The sequence below is a fragment of the Streptomyces palmae genome (genome assembly GCF_004684805.1).
In the GTDB taxonomy this organism is placed as follows: domain Bacteria; phylum Actinomycetota; class Actinomycetes; order Streptomycetales; family Streptomycetaceae; genus Streptomyces; species Streptomyces palmae.
The window spans coordinates 1-19,780 of the sequence record NZ_SRID01000092.1; the positions used below are offsets into that span (position 1 = coordinate 1).

Here is a 19,780-nt window from a genome sequence, read left to right on the forward strand (position 1 = left end):
GGCGTGGTGGGTGCGGGGCTCGGCGGGGTGCGCGGTCACATGAACCACACCTGCCGGTAGGCGGGCAGCAGGGCGGCGAGGCCGCCGGCCGGCAGCCGGTGGACGCCGGGCAGCAGCCGGGCGGCGGCGGAGGCGCCGAGGGCGGCCAGGTCGGGTTCCTCGACCCAGACCGTTCCTCCCTCGGCGATCAGATGGCCGAGCGAGGCCCGCGGGTCGGGCAGGGTGTCCAGGGTGCGCTTGCCGACGCGTACCGCCGGGACGGGCTCGGCGCGTACCGCGTAGCTGGCGGCGAGGCCGCGCAGGGCCAGGTGGATGCCGCCGGTCTGCCGGTTGAAGTCGCGCACGCAGTAGATGCCGTCGGCGTACTGCCGCTCCACCGAGCCCGGGTAGGCGCGCTCGATCAGCACCAGGTAGCGGTCGGCCAGCTCGGAGGGGTCCGGGTACGCGCCGGGGGCCAGGGACCCGGGGTTCCGCGGGTCGGTCATCTCAGCACACCCCCAGGCACAGGAGCTTGTCGGCGGCGGCGACATGGTCCATGAACCTGAACGCCGATTTCATCTTGACCTGCGGGATCTGCTCGGTCATGCCGCGCTCGTCGGCGCAGAACCGGCAGACGTACCAGTGCAGCCGCTCCGGGTACCCGGCCAGCAGGTCCTTGACCAGCCGGACGGTGGAGGGGTGGTCGCGGTCCAGGTCGATGAGGTTGCGCGGCTTGCTGTCGCCGAGCGAGGCGCAGGTCAGCGCGGTGGAGTAGCCGCAGGTCCAGATGGCCACCGTGGCGCCGCGGTCGAGCAGCGACTGGGCCAGCCGGAAGGCGGTGGTGATCCGCTCGGACTCGTACGGGGCGCCGAACAGGGAGATCATGACGTCCGTGTGCGGGATGCGGGCCATCAGTGCCACACCGCCCGTACGCCGGGTTCCAGCAGCTTGCCGGCCACCTCGTCCATCTCCACCAGTCGGGCCCGGTCCAGCAGGTCGGCGCCGGCCAGTGCGCGCTGCGCGGTGGAGAGGCTGTCCACCCACAGCTCGCCGCCGCCGCGCAGCAGTTCCTCGACCGCCGGGCAGGCGCCCGGGAGGGCCGCGGTGACGCCGTTCTCCACCAGGAAGAGCACCACCCGGTGGCCGTCGGCGGCCAGTCGTGCGGCGTCGGCGGCGAAGCGCTCGCCGGCCGGGCCGGTGGCCGGGCCGCCGCTCTCGATCAGCAGGTGTTCAGTCATGGGCAGCGACCTCCGCGGCGCGTGCGGTCTTCGACCGGGCCGTGCCGGCCCGGTCCGCGTCCTTGAACGCCTTGTGCAGGAAGGGCAGGACCCGCCGCTTGTACTCGGCCCGGTCCAGGCGCAGGGCGTTCATGTGCATGGCGTTGGGGGCCAGCCACCACGTGGCCTTCGGGCAGTGCCGGGCCATCCGCTTGACCTGCTCGGCCTGGACGACGGTGTCCTGGGCGCCGCCGATGAACATCAGCCGGGTGGAGACCGAGGACAGGTCCGGCGGCCAGTCCCGCAGCCGCAGCATGTGCATGCTGAAGGCGCGGAAGGTCCACCGGTAGGCGGCGAACGACACCGGCCCGCGCATCCAGGCCCGCAGCTGGTTGCGGCGCAGGCCGGCGAAGTGGCCCAGGCCGCCGGCCACGTCCAGGGCCGGTCCGCCCTCCACGACCACCGCCGCCACCCGGGAGTCCGGCAGCACGCGCAGCGAGGGCCAGGTGGAGAAGGAGAAGCCGAGCAGCGCCAGGGACCCGCCGCCCAGCTCCGGGTCGGCGGACACCGCGTCCAGCACATCGCGCAGGTCGCTGGTGAACGTCTCGGACTGGTCGCCGTAGCGCCGGTCGCCGCCGCTCTCCCCGTGGTTGCGCATGTCGTACGCGACCACGTGGTGGCCGGCCTTGTGCAGCAGCTCGATGTGGCCCAGCGCCATGGACTTGGTTCGGCCCATGCCGTGGCAGACGATCACGGTGTGCGGCCCCCTGCCGGGGACCACCCAGGCGCGCAGCGGCACCGCGTCCCGGGTGGTGGTCACCGTCATGGTGCGCATCGGCAGCTTCTTGTTGGCCGGGGTGCGCTGCTTACCGGTGGGCCGTGGCGGGTGGTAGACCATGTACGCGTGCCTGACCCCGAACGCGATGCCCGCGAGCGGCGCCACGGGGGCGACCAGGGCATGCCCCAGCCGCCGCAGCAGGATCACCCGCCGCGGCTCCGCCTCCCCCGTGCCGCTGTTGTCCGTACCGGTCATGCTGGTGTCTTCCTCAGGCGGTCAGGTTCTCGCCGCCGTCGACGCCGATCACGTTGCCGGTGATCCACGAGGACTCGGTGCGGGACAGCAGGACGACCGCCTCGGCGACGTCCTCGGGACGGGTGAGCCGCTGGTGCGGGTTGATGTCGGTGGCGAACTCCACCATCCGCTCGCTGTTCGGGATGCGCTCCAGCGAGGGGGTCACGGTGACCCCGGCGCGCAGCGAGTTGACCGCGATGCCGGTGGGCGCCAGCTCCATGGCCAGCTGCCGGACATGCGCCTCCAGGGCGCACTTGGCGGCCGAGACGGCACCGTAGTTGGCGGTCACCCGGAAGTCGCCGTTGCTGGTCATCGCGTAGATCTTGCTGCCCCTGCGGAGCAGTTCGGCGGCGACCAGGTCCTGCGTCCAGTAGACGAGCGAGTGCGCCATGACGTCCAGCGTCATGTTCATCTGCCGGGAGTTGATGCCCTGTCCGCCCTCGGCGGGCACGTACGGCACCAGGGTGCCGAAGGCCAGCGAGTGCATCAGGATCCGAATGCCCTTGCCGCCGGTGAGCTCCGCGAACCGCGGCACCAGCGCCTCGCGGGTGCGCTGGGAGGCGGCGTTCTCGTTGAAGAAGTGCGCCTGGACGCCGGTGGAGCGGATCTCCTCCAGCGCGACCTCGGCCTTCTCCTGGCCGCTGGCGGTGTCGAAGTGGACGCCCAGGATGTTCACCCCGTTGCGGGCCAGCTCCTGGGCGGTGGCCAGGCCCATGCCGCTGGAGGCTCCCAGGATCAGGGCCCAGGAGCCGTCGAGCGAGGTGGTCATAGCGCTGCTCCTTGCGTGGGTCATCGGTTGTCGTCGCTCGCTGCCGCCGGCCCGTCGGCGGGCACCACCAGGCACACCCCGAGGTTCCCCTCGGCCGCCGCGGTGACCACGGCGCGCGGGCCGCTCGCGCCGCCGGTGAGGGCGGCGGCCACCGACCGCACCGGGGTCAGGCAGCCGGACTTGGCCGGGACGTACTCGGCGGCCTCGCCCAGGGCGGCGGCCATCGCCTTGCCCACCGGGGAGTCGTCCAGTACGGCGGTGACCGGCAGCCCCTGGTCCAGGGAGGTGCCGAGGGCGTCCAGCGCGCCGGCCAGCCACTCCCGGGCCAGCTCGCTGCCCTGGGCGCCCTGGGCGGCGGCCGGCGGCAGGAAGCCGGTGCGCACCGCCAGTCGGCCCAGGGCCTGTCCGCCGCGGGCGGCGACGGTGGCCGCGGGCTCCAGCACCAAGGCGACGGCACCCGCCTCGGAGGCCGCCGCGCCCGGCCGCTCGTCCGGCAGCGACTCCTCGGTGGCACCGGCCAGCAGCCAGTCGGCGCGGCCCAGGGCGACGCTGCGCGAGCCGGTGCCCAGCGCCTCCAGACCGGCGACCCGGGTGCTGGTCAGGGTGATGTTGAAGCCCTTGAGGGCGTGTTCGATGGCCAGCCGGCTGCCGAACAGGTTGATGGCGAAGTACGGCGCGATGAGCGGGCTGAGGTCGTCCGCGCCGGTCTCCAGCACGGTGCGGTCCATGCGGGCGTGCAGCTCGTCGGCGGAGCTGTTGGTGCCCACCGCGGCGCCGCGCCGCGCCGGGTCCACGCCCTCCAGCACCTCCTGCCCGCCCTCGGCCAGTGCCCGCTTGGCGGCGGCCAGGAAGTACTGGGAGGCGACCGGCAGGTACTTGTAGCCGCGCCGGCCCAGCTCGGTGCGGAAGTCGAAGCCCTCGCCCTCCACCGCGCCGATGGCCGTCACCACCAGGTCGTGTGTCTCACTCATGCTTTCTCGGTTCGCTTCTCCGCCCGCGCGTGCGCCGCTCACAGGGTCGCCTCCCCCAGTACCAGGGTCACGTTGTTGCCGCCGAAGGCGTACGCGTTGATCAGGCCGTACGTGCCGGACAGCGGGGTGGGGGCGTCGGTCGGCAGGTGGATCGCGCACTCCGGGTCCAGCGCGCCCATCGGGGGGTTCGGCGGGACCGAGCCGTGGTGCAGGATGAGCGCCGCGGTCAGCGCGGAGAACGCGCCGGCCGCGCCGCCGGTGTGGCCGAGCACCGCCTTGGGGGCGTAGACCGGGGTCCGCGCCTCCTCGCCCAGCACGGTGGTGAGCACCTGGCTCTCCACCACGTCGTTGAGCCCGGTGCCGGTGCCGTGCGCCACCACGAAGCCCACGCCGCCGCCGGGTCCGGGGCGGGCGCCGGCCTCGTCCATGGCCTGCCGCATGGCCCGTTCGATCTGCTCACCCGCGGGTTCGGGCGCGGTGGCGTGGTGGGCGTCGCAGCTCCAGCCGGCGCCGGCCAGCCTGGCGTACGCCTTCTTCACCCCGCGTCGGCGGGCGTGCTCGGCGGACTCCAGGACCATCACCGCGGCGCCCTCGCCGAACAGGGTGCCCTTGCGCTCGGCGGCGAACGGCCGGCAGCGGTCCGGGTCGATGGCGCCCAGCCGGTTGAAGCAGGCCAGCGCCACCCGGGAGTAGGACTCCGCGCCGCCGGCGATCACCACGTCGGCCTCACCGGCGCGGATCAGGTCGGCGGCCACCGAGAGGCTGTAGCCGCTGGCCGCGCAGGCGTTGGAGCAGCTGGAGTTGGCGCCCTGGGCGCCGAACCAGCCGCCGACCACCGAGGCCACCGAGAAGGTGGGTGCCCAGCGGTCGCCGGCGGCACCGGCCGCGCCGCTGACGCGCTGCTCCTCCTGGAGCCTGGCGTCGCCCATGCCGGTGCCGATGGAGACGGCGACCCGGCGCGGGTCCACGGCGGCCGGGCCGGCGCCGGGCGCGACCAGCCCGGCGTCGGCGACGGCCTGCCGGGCCGCCTCGATGGCGTACTGGGAGCCGCGCCCCAGCGGCAGCCCGTCCTGCTCCTTCGGACCGGTGGGCAGATCGGCCTCCGGCACCAGGTACATCAGCGGGTAGGGCATGTCGGCGTGCGGGTCCGGGACCCGGGTGGGCAGGCTGTCGGCCTTGTTCAGGCCCTCCCAGAAGGCGTCGACACCCGACCCTAGGCAGGAGAGCACGCCCACGCCGGTGAGCAGAACGTCGTCCATCAGGCCTGCGGCTTTCCGTTGAAGGCGTCGATGACCCGCTGGTCGAAGGGGATCAGGCTCCAGTCGCGGCGGTTCTCGATGACCGCGTAGCCGTGCACGATCCTGCCGCTCTGCACCAGGTGGAACCGGCCGTCCCGGATGACGTAGTTGTCCATGCGGGAGGTGTAGGTCAGGTCCTTGAAGACCTCCTCCACGGTGTAGACCGTGTAGAGGTCCTCCTCCATCAGCGCCTCGTCGACGATCCGGACGGCGGAGTGCGGGACCACCGGGATCCACTTGCGCTCGTCCAGCAGGGTCTTGATGGAGATGCCGCGGTCCAGCACGAAGCGGTCCTTGGCCTCCTCCATCAGCCGCAGGTAGCCGGAGAGCTGGAGGCGCTCGGTGAAGTGGCAGTAGGGGTAGGTGATGTTCCACTTCCACGCGTAGGCGTTGCGGCCCTCGGTGAGCGCGGCCAGCACCGCGGCCTCGTCGCCGCCGGCGGCCAGCACCTCGGCGGCCCTGGCGGAGGACTCCGGCGCCGGGTCGGCGACCTCGGGCAGGTCCGCGCCCAGGCGCTGGACCGCGTACGGGGCCAGCTCGGCCGGGACCTCGGCGGCCGGCTCCAGGTAGGTGTCCACGCGCAGCGCCAGGCGCACCTTGGAGGTGACGGCCTTCAGGGTGTGGCCGTCGCGGTCCACCCGGATGGTCACCTTGAAGGTGAGCGCGTCCTCGCCGCCCTTGCTCACCGGCTCGACCTCGGCCTCGGCCTCGTCGTCGATGTGGAAGGCGTGCAGGATGCGGGTGTCCATGCCCACGAAGTCCAGGCCCAGCCCGTGCTCCTCGTAGAGCGCGCGGGCGGGCAGGCCGGCCTGCTTGAAGTGGACCAGGACGGCTTCCTCGACCATGTAGTTGACGTGCTTGAAGCCGATCCAGCTGCAGATGTTGGAGCCCTCGTAGCGCGGCCGCAGGCGCAGCGTGGAGCTCTCGGTGAGCAGGGCTTTGACGAGGTTCGGGTCGACGGCAGCGGTCATCAGTTGTACTCCATCGCGGAAAGGGGTGCGCCCAGGGGGGACCGGGCGGGGACGGTGCTGAGGAAGCCGTTGACGGCCTCCGAGAATTCGGCCGCGCGCTCGACCATCGTGAAGTGACCCACGCCGGGCAGGATCCGCACCTCGGCGTCGGGCAGCACCTGGCCGAGTGTCTCGGCCTCGTGGGGGAAGGCTGCGAAGTCGGTCTCTCCGCCGATGATCAGGAAGGGCATGGGCAGCCGGTCCAGCGGCAGCCGGGGGGTGTCCAGATAGGTGCCGAAGAAGCGCATCCAGCCGTAGGGGCCGACCCGCTCGCGGACCTTGAGCGCCATGTCCTGCTGGACGGAGGGGTCCAGGCGCCCGCCGGAGCTGACCCGCAGGCCGTCGGCGAGGATGCGGTCGAACTGGTTCAGGTAGTACGAGATGGCCTCCCAGTCGAACTTCTCCTCCTGGGGGCGGTAGAACGGGGAGACCAGTACCACGCCGCGCGGGGCCTGGCCGGTGGCCTGGGCCTGGGGCAGCCAGGCCAGCAGGGAGTTGGCGCCAAAGGAGTGGCCGATCACGATGTCCGGCGGTTCGGGGAGCGCGGCCACGGCCCGCGCCACCCAGTCCTCGGCCGGCCGGTCCGGCCAGCCGGGGATGCCGGCGCCGCGCCAGGGGAGTTCGGCGGCCCACAGCTCGTACGCCGGGTCGGCCAGCGCGGTGAAGTCCTTCCAGACGTCCGCGCCACTGGCCAGCCCGTGCAGCATGAGCACCCGGACCGGCTCGGCCTGCGCGGCCGGCCGGACCCGGTGCACCCGCACGGGCTCGTTCGGGGCGGTGTTCACGAGTCGGCTCCGGGACGGTCCAGCAGCAGCGAGGCCACCGCGTCCGCGCTGTCGTCGCCGTTGGTGAGCAGTGCCCGGCCGGAGCCCTGGGCGGCCAGCCAGCCGGTGGCGGCGGCGCACTGGAGCACGCCGAGCGCGCCGGAGGACCGGCCGAAGGCGCGGCTGAGGTCGTGCCGGGGTACGGAGGCGGGCACCGGGGCGGTGCCGTCCGGGGCGTACCGCTCGGGGGTGAACCAGATGCCGGGCGCGGGCCGCTGCTGGTCCGGGTCGGCCAGCAGCGGCTCCAGGCAGCCGTCGAGTCCGGCCTGGCGCCGGTAGCGGCCGAGTTCGGCGACGGGGGCGGCGCCGCGCTCGGCGGCGGCCTCGGCGCTCTCCACCACCAGGGCGACCGCGCCGTCCAGCAGCTCGGCGGCCTCGGTGCGCAGCAGGCCCTCGACGATCTCGTTGCGGGTCTCCACCCCGATCACCAGGGCGCGCCGCACCCGGTCGGCGGCGATCAGGTTGGCTGCCCAGTGCACCGCGTCCAGGCCGGAGGTGGGCCCGTTGCAGAGCATCAGGTTGGGGCCGCGCAGCTTGAAGCGGATGGCGACGTGGGAGGCGACCACGTTGCTGGAGGCGTTGGGCAGGCCCATCGGGCTGATGGCGCCGACCGACTCGCGGTTGATCTGCTCGGCCGCGCCGCAGACGGTGTCCAGGTTGCCCAGGTTGGAGCTGGCGACGACGCCCATGCTGGTGCCGGGTACGGCCAGTTCCTCGCTGTCGGCGGGGATCAGGCCGGCGTCCCGCAGCCCGTCGATGGCGGCGCACAGCGCCAGCTGGGTGGCGCGGTCCTTGTAGCGGTGGCCGCGCTTGCCGATCACCTGGGCGGTGTCGAAGGGCTCGGCCGGGGCCGGGGTCTGCCGCAGCAGCTCGGCGGCGCTGGTGGCGCCGGGCAGGGCGAGTCCGACACCGGTGATCTGGATCCGGGTGCCGCTGGCGGGGTTGCTGCCGGTCATCGGCTCACCTTCTCCACGATGGCGACCGCGTTGACGCCGCCGAACCCGAAGGCGTCGACCTGGGCGACGCCGATGTCGGCTCCGCTGATCGGCTCCCGGGCGAACCGGAACTCGGCCGCCTCCTGCACCGGGTCGGACAGGCCGACGGTGGGCGGCACCTGGCCGGTGGCCATCGCCTGGAGCGCGGTGATCAGGCTGACCAGGCCGGAGCTGCCGGAGGTGTGGCCGGTCATGGACTTGATCGCGGTCATCAGCGGCACCGCGACGTCCGGTCCGTAGACCTCGCCGATCGCCGTCGCCTCGGCCTCGTCGTTGAGCAGGGTCCCGGTGCCGTGCAGCATCACCAGGTCGATGTCGCCCGGCTTGACGCCCGCCCGCCGGTGGGCCTCCCGCACCGCTTCGGCGATGCCGCTCGGGTCGGGGGCGGTGACGTGGTGGGCGTCGCAGTTCATGCTGACCGCGCGCAGCCGGCCCAGGGCGCCGGGGGCTGCCTCGGGGGTCTCCCGGCGCAGCACCACGGCGGCGGCGCCGTCGCCCATCAGCACCCCGCGGCGGGAGCGGTCGAAGGGCTGCACCCGCTCCGGGGGATCCAGGTGCACCCGGTCCAGCAGGCCGTACATGGACTCGGTGAGGGTGTCCACCCCGGCCACGATCACGGTCTGCTCGGTGCCGGCGGCGAGCATGTCGCTGCCCATCGCCAGTGCGTACAGCGAGGCCGAGCAGGCGCCGGAGAAGGTGTAGGTGCGGTCGGCGCCGAAGCGTTCGCGCAGCGCGGTGCCGAAGTGCAGCCGGTCGGCGTCGAGGGCGTCGCCGGCGCGGTGGGCCAGTTCGGCCGAGCGCAGCTCGCGCAGTCCGGTGCCGATCAGGATCGGGATGCCGGACAGGTCCTCGCCCAGGCCCGCCTGGGCGGCGGCCTGTGCCACGGCGCGCAGCAGCCAGTCGGTGGCCCGGTGCGGTACGTCGCCTTCGGCGGGCCGGTCGTCGATCTCGTAGGCGTTCTGGGCGCCGTAGCGTTCGCGGTCGAAGCCGCGCAGCGGGGCCAGGCCGCTGGTGCCCGCGCAGAGTGCCCGGAAGACGTCCTCGACGCCGTCCCCGACGCTCACCACGGCGCCGGCGCCGGTGATCAGCTGGCTCACGCCGGAGCCTCCGTCCGGTCCTGCTCCCACTTGCCCAGGATGACCACCGCGTTGTTGCCACCGAACGCCAGGCCGTTGTTCTGGACGACCTTGAGGTCGGCCTCGATGGCCTGGTTGGGCACGCAGTCCAGACCGCACTCGGGGTCGGTGTGGACGTGGTTGATGGTGGGCGGGATGAAGCCCTCGGTGAGCGCGAGCGCGCAGCCGATGGCGGCCAGGGCGCTGGCGGCGCCCATGCTGTGCCCGATCATCGACTTGATCGACACGGTGCGGGGCGGTCGCTCGTCGCCGAAGACCTGGCGGATGGCGCTGGCCTCGGTGACGTCGTTCGCCTTGGTGCCGGTGCCGTGCGCGGAGATGAAGTCCACCTCGGCGGGCTTGACCCCGGCGTTGTCCAGGGCGAGCTGCATGCAGCGGGCGACGCTGTCCTGGTTGGGGGCGACCGGGTGGTGGGCGTCGCAGTTGAGGCCGTAGCCCAGCACCTCGGCGTAGATCCGGGCGCCGCGGGCGAGCGCGGAGTCCAGCGACTCCATCATCAGCACGCCGGCGCCCTCGCCGGTGAGGATGCCCTTGCGATCGATGTCGAAGGGCTGGCAGCGCTCCGGGGCGATGGTGCCCAGCCGGTAGAAACCGGTGAAGGTCTTGCGGCAGAGCGCGTCGGCGCCGCCGCACAGCGCGTACTCGACGTCGCCGCTGCGGATGGCGTCGAAGCCGTAGCCGATGGCGTAGTTCCCCGCCGCGCAGGCGGTGGGCAGGGTCACCGCCTCCACGCGCCGCAGGCCGAACTCCTCGGCGATGGCGGCGGAGAGCCGGCCGGCGGGCACCCGGCGCGCGATGGTGGCGTCCATCTGCTCGGGGCCCTGCCGGACCTCCGCTTCGACCAGGTGGTCCAGGTCCCTCGACTCACCATCGGTGGTGCCGATGGAGACGAGGCAGGGAGCGTCGCGCAGTTCCCGTGTCCCGAGTCCGGCGTCGGCGACCGCCATACGGGCCGCCGACACGGAGAACTGGCTTGCGCGGCCCAGGGTTTGAACATCGAGATTCTGAATCCACCGCGTGGGATCGAAATCGACGATCTCACACGCGATGGCGTGCTCGAAGCCTTCGGTGTCGAATGCGGTGATGGGCTTCGCGGCACTCTTCCCGGAGCGCAGTCCGGTAAGGAATTCCGCGGTGCCGACACCGATGCTGGACACCGATCCGAGGCCCGTTATGACGACTCTGCGAGTCGGCACGTCATGCATGGTAGCCCTGCCTCCCGAGGGATCCACCGACGGGTGGATTACCAGCCGGCCGCTTCGGAAACGACCTGGTAGACGCCCTTCAGGTTGACCATGCGCCCCAGTTCGGACTGGTTGATGACGACGTTGAACTCCTTCTCCAGCGCGGCCAGGATCTCGATGGCGCGCAGCGAGTCGGCGTCGTGCTCCTCCTTGAAGAGGCTTGTCTCAGTGACCTCGTCGGGGTCGATCTCAAGGATGTCGGTGACGATTTCCTTGATGGTTTCCTGACGCTCTTCGACGATGGCGGTCATAGCCGCGCACCTCCATTTGCCATGGACTAAAAGCCGGGACTTACCGACGAACGCCCACGACGCTAGGTGGCGGTCGAGTGCCGATTCAAGGTTCAGTCCACTACCTGTCACACAGTGCACCGGAGGTAGCGACGGTCAGCCACAACTGTCATAGAGCTGCCTTCGCTGTGGTCTGGCTCACTCGTCATATGTCTCCATCAGGCCAGTTCGGACAGCGCGTACCCCTGCCTGGAACCGGGAGTCAACCTGGAGATCGCGCATGATGTCGGCGACGTACCGGCGGTAGGTGCGCACCGAAAGTCCCAGCTTGCGGGCGGCGGCGTCGTCCTTGTACCCCTCGGCCATGAGGATGAGCACCTCGCGCAGCACCCGGCCGCGCGCGCCGCCCTCGAAGGACAGCGGACGGGCCGGCCGCTGGGCGGTGTCCCAGATGCCGGTGAGCAGACGGTGCGTCATGTCGGCGACCGTGGAGTTCTGGATCATCGAGGCCCGGGAGCCGCCGGGCTCGCCGGGGGCGGCGTCCGGGGCGATCACCGCGGAGCCGTCCACCACGACCAGTTCCTGTCGGACCGCGCCCGAGACGCGGACCTCCACCTGCGACCCTAAGGTGCCCACCGTGCGGGCCCACTGGGCACCGCGGATGATGGAGGAGGGGCAGAGCAACCGGGTGCTCACTCCCTTGTCGGCGAGTTGGGCGAGGGTCTGGGCGATCAGCCGGCCGTGCTCCTCGGAGGCGACCTCGGGCAGGCTCCAGATCACCGCGCGCTCGGCGCGCAGCACCAGTCGGGCGACCCAGCCGGCCACCGGCTCGCCGTCCACCGGGAGTTCGGCGGCGACCGAGGCGATGGCGGAGCGGCGGTGGTGGTGGACCGCCATCTCCAGCAGGCTCAGCGCCTGCCCGAGCGCGGTCTCCAGGGTGTCGGGGGCGCCCTCCGCGGCGGACGGGGCGTCAGCGGCCACTTCGCCCGGCAGACCTCCCGAATCAAAAGCCGCGAGGTCGCTGTGTTGAATTCCGAAATTGGCCACGCGGCACCCCCATTGCCCGTGAATGCACGGCATGAACGTCCCCCGCCAATGGTGATCACGATAACCAGGGCATGCCTCGGTCGGCAAGGAAGATCATTCCCTTTGGGACGGACCCGACACCCGAGGCAAGCACGGGCATCTACACATGAAGGGATATAGCCACCCAGCCGTATACCGGGGGTAGGTACCCGTCCACCTGCGAGAACGGCAGGAAGGTGCCAGGGGCGCCCCGCGTCGGTGGTTGACTGCGCCGGGCATACGACCCCGTGACACCGAGCTGCCACCGGAACGAAAACGCTTGCGTCCCCGGGAAACCGCCCCGGCTCTCGGACCGATTGGTAGCTTCCGCTGACAACAGCAGCCCGACCGCCCCTGTCGAACGACACGGACCGCATATCGCGTGGTCCCGAAAGGCGTTGCACCTCCATGGCCGCACAGAACTCCGCCCCGGTCGCCGATCCGCGGACCGAACCGGACGACCCAGGCGCCCGACCCACCGCCCGTCAATGGCTCGCCCTGTCCGTGCTCGTCTTCTCCCAACTGGCCGTGTGGTTGGACAACACAGTGCTGAACGTGGCGCTGAAGACGCTCGCGGATCCCGCCGAGGGACTCGGCGCCAGCCCGAACGAGCTCCAGTGGAGCATCAGCTCCTACACCCTGGTCTTCGCGGTCCTGCTGTTCACCGGTGGCGTGCTCGCCGATCGCTACGGACACCGGAACCTGCTGCTGATCGGCATGCTGGTGTTCGGCGGCGCCTCCGCCTGGGCCGCCTACGCCGCCTCGGCCACCGAACTCATCGTGGCCCGCGGCGCCATGGGCATCGGCAGCGCCCTGGTGATGCCCGCCACCCTGGCGCTGATCGCCCAGGTCTTCGACGAACGGCACCGGGCCACCGCCATCGCCATCTGGTCCGGCTCCAGCGGACTGGCCATCGCCGCCGGCCCGATGCTCGGCGGCGCCCTGCTGGACCACTTCTGGTGGGGTTCGGTGTTCCTGGTCAACGTGCCCATCGTGGTGCTGTGCGTGACGGGTTCGCTGATCTACCTGCCGGGCGCGGTGCGCCGGGTGAAGCAGCGGTTCGACCCGGTGGGCGTGGCACTGTCGACCGTGGGCCTGTTCGCCATCGTCTGGGGCATCATCGAGGGCGGCCACCGCAGCGACTGGACCGACCCCGCCATCCTCGGCGCCATCGCCGGCGGGCTGGTGCTGGTGGTGGTCTTCGTGGTGGTCGAACTCAAGGTGGCCAACCCCAGCTTCGACGTGCGGCTGTTCCGCGACACCCGGTTCACCGGTGCCAGCGTCGCGGTGATGCTGGTGTTCTTCGGCCTCAACGGCTGCATGTACTACACCAGCTTCTACCTCCAGGGCGTCCATGGGCAGTCCCCGCTGACCTGCGGGTTCACCCTGACCCCGGTCGCCGCCGGGGTGGTGCTGGGCGCCCCGGTGTCGGCGGCGCTGGTCAGGCGCTTCGGGCTGCGCCCGGTGGTCACCGCGGCCATGCTGACCGCCACCACCGGCTTCGCCTGCTACGTCTTCCTGGACGAGCACAGCGGGCTCGGCCCGTTCTGGGTCTTCCTGGTGCTCCAAGGCCTGGGCATGGGCGCCGCGGTCGCCCCCACCACCGAGGCGATCATGTCGGTGCTGCCCGCCGACCGCACCGGCGCCGGGTCCGCGGTCAACAACTCCATGCGGCAGATCGGCGGGGTGCTCGGGGTGGCCGTCCTCGGCTCGGTGCTGACCACCGTCTACCGCGACGACATCGGCTCCCACCTGGACCGGGTGCCGCCGCAGGCCGCCTCGGCCGCGCAGGAGTCCGCGGAGTCCACCCGGCTGACGGCGCAGCGGCTGCGGATGCCGGAGCTGGCGGAGTACGCCGACTCCGGCTTCGTCCACGCCATGCATGTCACGGCGGTGGTGGGCGCGATCGTCTCGGCGGTCGGCGCGCTGGTCATCTGGGTCACCTTCCGCCAGGGGAAGGGGAGTCGGCGCGCCGCCCATGCCGCCGGGAAGCGGTCCTGAATAGGGCCATCCGACCTTTACCCTGAACTTGACTGAATGTCATATTCCTTGGGTGATCATCCGCTTGCCCCGGGCGATCTGCCGGGAATAGCCTCCCGGGACGACAACGCCATGTATTCGGAAGGCAGTTCCCATGCGCTCAGCTGTCATCACCGCGCCCGGCCAGGTGGAGATTCGGGACGTACCCGTGCCGGACGTCGGCGACATGGAGGTGCTGGTGCGCGTCACGGCCTGCGGGCTGTGCACCATGGAGGGCAACCTCTACGCGGGTCGCATGCCCGTCTACCCCACCGCCGCCGGCCATGAGATATCCGGCCGGGTGGAGGCCGTCGGCGCCGCCGCCGCGCAGCTGGAGGACGTACCCGCCGTCGGCGACCTGGTCACCGTCGACCTGCTCACCCGCTGCGGCGCCTGCCGCAGCTGCCGCTCCGGGCAGTCCGCCATCTGCGCCTCGCCCCAGGGCGGAGTGCGGCCCGACGGCGCGATCACCATGGGCGCCGGCCTCGCGGAGTACGTCCGGGTGCCGGCCGGACACGTCTGGTCGGTCGGCGACGCCGACCCGGCCCTGGCCGCCATGGGCGAGCCGCTGGCCTGCGTGGTGCACTCGCTGCGCCGCGGCGCCCTCCGCGAGGGGGACCGGGTCACCATCGTCGGCGCCGGCTACATGGGCCACCTGCACCTCGCCCTGGCCCGCCACCACCAGGCCCGTTCGGTGGTCGTGGTGGAGCTGGACGAGGAGCGCCGCACCGCCATCGAGCCGGCCGAGCCGGACGCGGTGATCGGCCCCGACCAGCTGGACGAGGTCCCCCGCGCGGACGTGGTGTTCGTGACCATCGCCTCCGGCGCGGCCATCGCCACCGCCCTGGCCGCGGTGGCCGACGGCGGCCGGATCGTCCTCTTCGGCGGCTCCCCCGACGGACCGCCCGCCGAGGTCCCCGGCTACGAGGTGCACCGCCGCCAGCTGACCGTCACCGGCTCCTACAGCCAGGAACCGGCCGACTGGCGCGCGGCGGCCGAACTGCTGCGCTCCGGCACGCTCACCGAGCGCCTCCAGCGCCTGGTCACCGCCCGCTACCCGCTGGACGAGGTGGCCACCGCGCTCAAGCGGACCGCGGAGGAGCGGGTCTACCGGGTCGTCGTGACCTGCTGACCGGCCAAGCCCCCCGTACCACCCCCGCCACACCGCGCGCCCCGCGGTGACCTTGACGAAAGGCGACACCCCCGTGAATCCGCACCAGCCCGCCGCATTGCGGGTCGGCGTACAGCTCCACCCCCAGCACACCGACATAGGCCCGCTGCGCGCCGCCTGGCGGGAGGCCGACGCCCTCGGCGTGGACTCCATCTGGACCTGGGACCACTTCCTGCCGCACACCGGCGACCCGGCCGGGCGCCACTTCGAGTGCTGGTCGCTGCTGTCCGCGATGGCCGTGGAGACCCGGCAGGCCGCCATCGGCTCCCTGGTCAGCTGCACCGCCTTCCGCAACCCCCAGGTGCTCGCCGACATGGCCCGCACCGTGGACCAGCTCAGCGGCGGCCGGCTGGTGCTGGGCCTGGGCGCCGGCTGGTTCGAGCAGGAGCACCTGGAGTACGGGCTGCCCTTCCCGGGCCCGGCCGCCCGGATGGACGCCTTCGCCACCGCGGTCCGCGACATCAAGGAGCGGCTGGGCAAACTCAACCCCGGCCCGGCCGGCGAGCTGCCGGTGCTGATCGGCGGCGGCGGCCGGCGGCGCACCCTGGAGCTGGTGGCCCGCGAGGCCGACTGGTGGAACTGGTACGGCTGGGCCTCCGAGGACCCGGTCGCCGAGTTCCGCGAGCTCAGCGGGGTCCTGGACGAGTGGTGCGGCCGGGTCGGCCGGGAGCCGGGCGAGGTGGCCCGCACCGTGATGATCAACCCGGACCAGCTCCCGCTGGTGCCCGGGTTCGCCGAGGCGGGCGCGGTCCACGTGGTGGTCTCGCTGCCGGCCCCGTACGACCTGCGGGTGGTCGAGGAGCTGCTGAAGGTCCGGGACACCCTGCGCGCATGAGCACCGGCTCCGAACCACTGGGGCGCCGCTTCACCGTCCTGATGGGCTGCCTGCTGCTGTCCAGCCTGGGCAACGGCCTGTGCTTCCCGTTCACCGCCATCTACATCAGCGAGCTGCTCGGCCTCGGGTCGGGCAGCGCGGGCGGCTACTTCATCGCGATGGCCGCGGCCAGCTTCGCCGCCGCGCTCCTGGGCGGCCCGCTGGCCGACCGCACCGGCCCGCACCGGGTCGGTGCGCTGGGCGGCACCGCGCTGGGCGTCGGCTACGCGCTGCTGGCGCCCGCCGACGGCACCCCGCTGGTACTGGCCTCGGGGGCCTGCGTCGGGGTGGGCTTCGGGCTGTTCTACGCGGCCATCGTGGGCGTGGTGGACGGCGCGGTGCCGGAGAGCCGCCGGCGCACCGCCTTCACCGTGCGGCACATCGTCAACAACGTGGGCATCGGCCTCGGTTCGGTGATCGCCGGGCTCGCGCTGGCCGGCGGCGGCACCCCGACCGGGACGCTGCGCTGGCTGTACGTGGCCAACGCGGTCGCCGCGCTGCCGCTGGTGGCGGTGGTCCACGCACTCCGCCCGCGCCGGGACAAGGCCGCCGAGGCCGACCCGGAGAGCACCGCCGCGGCCGAGGCGGAGCCGGCACCCGGCTACCGGGCGCTGCTGCGCTCGGGCCCGATGGCACTGCTGATCGCGGCGCAGGCGCTGTTCGCCATCGTGGGCTTCACCCAGATCGAGGCCACCGTGCCGCTGCTGATGCACGACCGGATGGAGGTCACCCTGGTCTGGGTGAGCGCGGTGGTGGCGGCCAACTCCTTCGCGCTGGTCCTGCTGCAACCCCTGGGGCGGCGCTGGTTCGAGCGGCTGCCGGAGACGGTGAGCCTGGCGGCCGGGCCGGTGCTGTGGGTGCTGGCCTTCGGCTGCGGTCTGCTGGCGGCAGTTCTGGGCAGCGCCGGCGGCCCGGTGCTCCGGTACGGGCTGCTGCTGGCCTTCGCGGTGGTCTTCGCCGCGGGAGAACTCAGCTACTCCTCGGCGTTCTACCCGCTGCTGCTGCGCTGGGCCGGGGAGTCGTCGGCCGGGCGGGCGGGGGCGCTGGCCTCCCTCGCCTGGAACCTGGGCACCGCCTCCGGCCCCCCGATCGGGCTGTTCATCGTCACCCGCGCCTCGGCCGCGGGCAGCTGGACGGCGCTGGCGATCGGCGCGGCGGTGGCCTTCGGGGTCTCCGCCGCCCTGCACCGGAGCGCCGCACGCGGCTGAGCCGGCACGGACCGCCGGCGGGCGCGCCCACCGACCGGCGGCCCGAGCCGATTACGGGGCGCTACGGACCGGCAGCGCCGAGACCCGGCCCGATCGAAGATGGCCGTATCCACGTCCGCGTCTCCCCCGGTCCGATGCGGGTCGTGGGGGGACTGGGACACTTGCTAGAATCCACGAGTCGGCCTTCGGCGCCCCGAGTTGGGTGCGCGCGAAGGCTTTTTTCATGCCTTCTGACACATCTGCCTCCGGCACACCTCCAACCACCTACCGTGACCTGCTCCGCAACCGTGAATTCGTCGGCCTGTACGCCAGCTTCACACTGACGGTCGCCGCGAGCACCTTGTCGGGCTTCGCGCTCGGCACGCTGGTCAACCAGCAGACCAAGTCCCCGTTCCTGACCGCTGTGAGCATGTACGGCGCCACCTTCGCGACGGTACTCGGTGCGCTGACGCTGATGTCGGTCGCGGACGGAAGCCGTCCTCGCCGGACCCTTGTCGCGCTCCAGTGCGTCTCCCTCGTAGGTGTTGCCGCACAGGCGGTTCCAGGGCTGCCGCTCACCGCCCGGTTCGGTCTGCTCCTTGTACTGGGGTTCTTCCAGTCCCTGGGAACGGGCACACGGATGGGGCTGCTCTCCGAGGTCGTGCCGACCTCCGCCTACGCACTGGCACGTTCGCTGATGAACATCACCTCGGGAGGCATGGCCATCCTCGGCTACGCCATCGGCGCCGTACTGCTGCGGTACCTGAGCCCGCAGGAGGTCTTCGCCGTCGCGACGGCCCTGACCGGCGGTGGATTGATCATTGTGGCGGTGACGGTCCGGGAACGCTCGATCCGTCCGACCCGGCGCCCTGGACTGCTCCAGACCTGGACGACGAACATCGAGCTCTTCTCCCACTCCGGCCAACGCGCGCTGCTGCTGAACCTGTGGGTCCCCAATGGCCTGATCGTCGGCTGCGAGGCCCTGTTCCTCTCCTACGCCCCCCATCACGCCGGCGTCTTCCTGGCCGCCGGATCGGCAGGCATGCTCCTCGGTGACCTTGCGGTCGGGCGGCTGTTCACCGCCGAGCTGCGTCGCCGCTACGCATTCGCCCTGCGACTGCTGCTCGCCGCCCCCTACCTGTTGTTCGCCGTCCACCCGCCCGTGCTGGTGGCGACAGCCGCGGTGTTCATCGCCAGTGCCGGCTTCGCCGCCACCCTGCCGCTCCAAGAGCAGCTTCTGGAGTTGACCCCTGATCCGGTCCGTGGCCAGGTCCAGGGAGTCGAGTCCGCCGGCCGGATGACGTGGCAAGGTATCGGAGCCGCGATCGCCGGCGGCATTGCCCAGCACTTCACCGCCGGCACGGCCATCACCTGTGTGGCCGCCGTCTCCATCGCCATCACCGTCTTCTCCCGGCCCTTCGTGGTCCGCGCCCGAGCCGTCCGCGTCCAGGCGGCCAACGCATAGAGCTCCCAGGACGGTGCGAGCGGCGGGCGCGGCCAGACGCGCGCCCGCCGCGTCTGGCTCCTCGTCGACAGCGTCCGGGGCCCGGAGGGGCCGCATTCCGCCGAGGTCGATCCGACCGCGGGCCGCGTCCTGGAAGGCGCCGTAGTCGACCGTACGATCGACGCGCCACATCTTCTGATCGGGCAGGTCCGCGAGCTGCGGGGCGTAGGCGAACCCAGCCAGGGTGAGCAGGCCGACGACGATGTGGGGTGGCCGGCGGAGCCGCGTCCGTTCAGGGGGCGATCGGCAGCTGCCGCTTGTGCTCGGTGAGCCGGTAGCGGCGGACGATGGCGGCGAAGGCGGCCTCGTCGACCGGCTTGCCCTCCAGGAAGTCGTCGATCTCCTCGTAGCTGACGCCCAGCGCCTCCTCGTCGGGCCGGCCCGGGTTGAGCGTCTCCAGGTCGGCGGTGGGGATCTTCTCCACCAGCTCGGCCGGTGCGCCCAGCGCCCGTGCCACGGCCCGGACCCGCCGCTTGGTGAGGCCGGTGAGCGGCACCACATCGGCGGCCCCGTCGCCGAACTTGGTGAAGAAGCCGGAGACCGCCTCGGCGGCGTGGTCGGTGCCCACCACCAGGCCCTGGTGCGCGCCGGCCACCGCGTACTGGGCGATCATGCGCTGCCGGGCCTTGATGTTGCCGTGGACGAAGTCCTGGTGATGCGCGTCACGGAAGACCGTGCCACCGGCCAGCGCCGCCTCCAGCGCGGCGTCGCTGGCGGGCCGCACATCGACGGTCAGCACCCGGTCGGCCCGGATGAAGTCCAGCGCCAGCTGGGCGTCCTTCTCATCGGCCTGGGTGCCGTACGGCAGCCGCATCGCGAAGAAGGTCGCCTCCCGCCCGGTGTCCCGGACCCGCTCGACCGCGAGCTGGCACAGCCGGCCCGCGGTGGTGGAGTCCACCCCGCCGCTGATGCCCAGCACCAGCGAGCTGAGCCCGGTACCGGTCAGCCGGTCGGCCAGGAAGGCCACCCGGCGCTCGATCTCCCGCTGCGCGTCGAAGTCCGGGCTCACCTGGAGTTCCCGGGCGATCTGCTGCTGCGGGGATGGGGACGCCAGGTCGGTCACGGTTGCTCCTCGGTCGGGCCCATGGGCAGGTCGGCTGCGTCGCCGGGCGGGGCCGCGGACGCGTGGAGAGGGCCACCAGCACTCTAAGGGACGGCCACCCCGCCCGGTCCGGACGGCCACCCCGCCCCGTCCCTGTCTCTTATACACATCCC

20 protein-coding genes and 1 pseudogene are annotated in these 19,780 nt (G+C 72.4%); 5 read left to right on the forward strand and 16 right to left on the reverse strand.

Annotation, left to right across the window (positions count from 1 at the left end):
- Positions 1–35 precede the first annotated feature (35 nt).
- From E4099_RS12620 to E4099_RS12685, 14 genes are all read right to left on the reverse strand, one after another.
- Positions 36–485: a hypothetical protein gene (locus E4099_RS12620; protein WP_135339109.1), complete on the reverse strand. Its 450-nt coding sequence runs from the start codon at positions 483–485 to the stop codon at positions 36–38.
- Between the two features lies 1 nt (position 486).
- Positions 487–891, reverse strand: a complete 405-nt coding sequence (locus E4099_RS12625; RefSeq protein WP_135339110.1) for a DsrE family protein — start codon at positions 889–891, stop codon at positions 487–489.
- On the reverse strand, positions 891–1,217 hold the full coding sequence (locus E4099_RS12630; protein WP_135339111.1) for a DsrE family protein: 327 nt from the start codon (positions 1,215–1,217) through the stop codon (positions 891–893). The genes E4099_RS12625 and E4099_RS12630 overlap by 1 nt, the downstream gene beginning before the upstream one ends.
- A complete protein-coding gene (locus E4099_RS12635; RefSeq protein WP_135339112.1) occupies positions 1,210–2,229 on the reverse strand; it encodes an alpha/beta hydrolase in 1,020 nt (339 codons plus the stop codon). The genes E4099_RS12630 and E4099_RS12635 overlap by 8 nt, the downstream gene beginning before the upstream one ends.
- Positions 2,230–2,242: 13 nt before the next feature.
- Positions 2,243–3,037: an SDR family oxidoreductase gene (locus E4099_RS12640; protein ID WP_135339113.1), complete on the reverse strand. Its 795-nt coding sequence runs from the start codon at positions 3,035–3,037 to the stop codon at positions 2,243–2,245.
- A 20-nt stretch (positions 3,038–3,057) separates the two neighbouring features.
- Positions 3,058–4,008 carry a beta-ketoacyl synthase N-terminal-like domain-containing protein gene (locus tag E4099_RS12645; RefSeq protein ID WP_135339114.1) on the reverse strand — a complete coding sequence of 317 codons (951 nt, stop codon included), beginning with the start codon at positions 4,006–4,008 and terminating at the stop codon, positions 3,058–3,060.
- 38 nt (positions 4,009–4,046) lie between these two features.
- Positions 4,047–5,267 (reverse strand): beta-ketoacyl-[acyl-carrier-protein] synthase family protein, encoded by a 1,221-nt coding sequence (locus E4099_RS12650; protein WP_135339115.1) that lies wholly within the window; start codon positions 5,265–5,267, stop codon positions 4,047–4,049.
- Positions 5,267–6,277, reverse strand: coding sequence for a hypothetical protein (locus E4099_RS12655; protein ID WP_135339116.1), 1,011 nt, complete (start codon positions 6,275–6,277; stop codon positions 5,267–5,269). The genes E4099_RS12650 and E4099_RS12655 overlap by 1 nt, the downstream gene beginning before the upstream one ends.
- Positions 6,277–7,101, reverse strand: a complete 825-nt coding sequence (locus E4099_RS12660) for an alpha/beta fold hydrolase (protein WP_135339117.1) — start codon at positions 7,099–7,101, stop codon at positions 6,277–6,279. The genes E4099_RS12655 and E4099_RS12660 overlap by 1 nt, the downstream gene beginning before the upstream one ends.
- Positions 7,098–8,096: a beta-ketoacyl synthase N-terminal-like domain-containing protein gene (locus tag E4099_RS12665; protein WP_135339118.1), complete on the reverse strand. Its 999-nt coding sequence runs from the start codon at positions 8,094–8,096 to the stop codon at positions 7,098–7,100. Before E4099_RS12665 ends, E4099_RS12660 begins: the two co-directional genes overlap by 4 nt.
- Positions 8,093–9,232: a beta-ketoacyl-[acyl-carrier-protein] synthase family protein gene (locus E4099_RS12670; RefSeq protein ID WP_135339119.1), complete on the reverse strand. Its 1,140-nt coding sequence runs from the start codon at positions 9,230–9,232 to the stop codon at positions 8,093–8,095. Before E4099_RS12670 ends, E4099_RS12665 begins: the two co-directional genes overlap by 4 nt.
- On the reverse strand, positions 9,229–10,476 hold the full coding sequence (locus E4099_RS12675) for a beta-ketoacyl-[acyl-carrier-protein] synthase family protein (RefSeq protein ID WP_135339120.1): 1,248 nt from the start codon (positions 10,474–10,476) through the stop codon (positions 9,229–9,231). Before E4099_RS12675 ends, E4099_RS12670 begins: the two co-directional genes overlap by 4 nt.
- A gap of 38 nt (positions 10,477–10,514) precedes the next feature.
- Positions 10,515–10,766 (reverse strand): acyl carrier protein, encoded by a 252-nt coding sequence (locus tag E4099_RS12680; RefSeq protein WP_135339121.1) that lies wholly within the window; start codon positions 10,764–10,766, stop codon positions 10,515–10,517.
- Positions 10,767–10,943: 177 nt separating this feature from the next.
- The gene (locus E4099_RS12685; RefSeq protein ID WP_135339122.1) at positions 10,944–11,726 is read right to left on the reverse strand and encodes a helix-turn-helix transcriptional regulator; all 783 of its coding nucleotides are present in this window, start codon (positions 11,724–11,726) and stop codon (positions 10,944–10,946) included.
- Positions 11,727–12,218: 492 nt separating this feature from the next.
- Between E4099_RS12685 and E4099_RS12690 the strand changes: the two genes are divergently transcribed.
- From E4099_RS12690 to E4099_RS12710, 5 genes are all read left to right on the forward strand, one after another.
- Positions 12,219–13,811 carry an MFS transporter gene (locus E4099_RS12690; RefSeq protein ID WP_135339123.1) on the forward strand — a complete coding sequence of 531 codons (1,593 nt, stop codon included), beginning with the start codon at positions 12,219–12,221 and terminating at the stop codon, positions 13,809–13,811.
- 133 nt (positions 13,812–13,944) lie between these two features.
- On the forward strand, positions 13,945–14,961 hold the full coding sequence (locus tag E4099_RS12695) for a zinc-dependent alcohol dehydrogenase (RefSeq protein WP_135339124.1): 1,017 nt from the start codon (positions 13,945–13,947) through the stop codon (positions 14,959–14,961).
- A 73-nt stretch (positions 14,962–15,034) separates the two neighbouring features.
- Positions 15,035–15,835 (forward strand): LLM class F420-dependent oxidoreductase, encoded by an 801-nt coding sequence (locus tag E4099_RS12700; RefSeq protein WP_135339125.1) that lies wholly within the window; start codon positions 15,035–15,037, stop codon positions 15,833–15,835.
- Entirely contained in the window at positions 15,832–17,082 is a 1,251-nt protein-coding gene (locus E4099_RS12705; RefSeq protein WP_245244795.1) for an MFS transporter, read from the forward strand. Before E4099_RS12700 ends, E4099_RS12705 begins: the two co-directional genes overlap by 4 nt.
- Before the next feature lie 223 nt (positions 17,083–17,305).
- A complete protein-coding gene (locus tag E4099_RS12710) occupies positions 17,306–18,526 on the forward strand; it encodes an MFS transporter (RefSeq protein WP_135339126.1) in 1,221 nt (406 codons plus the stop codon).
- 102 nt (positions 18,527–18,628) lie between these two features.
- On the opposite strand, the pseudogene E4099_RS35180 reads toward E4099_RS12710, so the two are convergent.
- Together E4099_RS35180 and nadE are read right to left on the reverse strand one after the other, a co-directional pair.
- A pseudogene (locus tag E4099_RS35180) lies at positions 18,629–18,769 on the reverse strand (Tn3 family transposase); the annotation flags it as partial.
- A gap of 28 nt (positions 18,770–18,797) precedes the next feature.
- Positions 18,798–19,628: an ammonia-dependent NAD(+) synthetase gene (gene nadE / locus E4099_RS12720; RefSeq protein ID WP_135339127.1), complete on the reverse strand. Its 831-nt coding sequence runs from the start codon at positions 19,626–19,628 to the stop codon at positions 18,798–18,800.
- Positions 19,629–19,780 lie beyond the last annotated feature (152 nt).